The organism is Microcystis aeruginosa NIES-4325, from assembly GCF_008974145.1.
In the GTDB taxonomy this organism is placed as follows: domain Bacteria; phylum Cyanobacteriota; class Cyanobacteriia; order Cyanobacteriales; family Microcystaceae; genus Microcystis; species Microcystis aeruginosa_G.
The window spans coordinates 1-734 of record NZ_BJKP01000106.1; the positions used below are offsets into that span (position 1 = coordinate 1).

Genomic DNA, 734 nt, shown 5'->3' on the forward strand with positions numbered 1-734 from the left:
CTGACAGGGGGACAAGAAAGCTGAAAATCCTGTGTAGCCTAGGATACAGAAGATCGGCTCCCAAAAAAGATAGGTCATATATAGTAAATATGAGCTAGAGAACAAAAATGATAAGTGAATTATACCAGAAAGTGTTAGAAAATGAACTGGGGCGAGCCAGCTATCTAATGTTGTTAATGATAGTTGGAACCTTGCAAATACTAAAGCAAGCAAAGTTAGAGATATTAGCAGAAGCACTACCAATACCAATCCTGTTTGAGAGTCGGAGAAAAAAAATAAAAAGATTTTTAAAGCTGGAAATTCTGAATATTGAAAAAATCTGGTTTCCCTGCCTAAAAGAGATGTTAAAACAGCAGGAGAGATTCACAATAAAAGGATTAGTATATATTGCCATAGACCGGACGAGTTGGGGAGCAATAAATATCTTGATGGTGAGTTTAATTTATGACAAGAGAGCCATGCCAATCTATTGGGAGATATTAGATAAAAAAGGAAGTAGTAATCTCGAAGAACAGCAGCGAGTATTAGAAAAAACATTGACGGTGCTATCAGGTCATAAAATAGTGGTGTTAGGAGATAGAGAATTTTGCTCTGTCAGTCTTGGAAAGTGGCTCTGGGAGAAGAGTGTATACTTTTGTTTAAGACAAAAACAAAGCACAAATGTCAAGACAGAGGAAGGAGTTTATCAAGAAATGAGGGGATTAGGTTTAAGTCCAGGAACTCAACTATTTTTG

At 36.5% G+C, this 734-nt stretch carries 1 pseudogene; it reads left to right on the plus strand.

The features are described from left to right. Window positions 1-107: 107 nt before the first annotated feature. Window positions 108-734: pseudogene (locus MiAbW_RS19180) on the plus strand (IS4 family transposase); the annotation flags it as partial.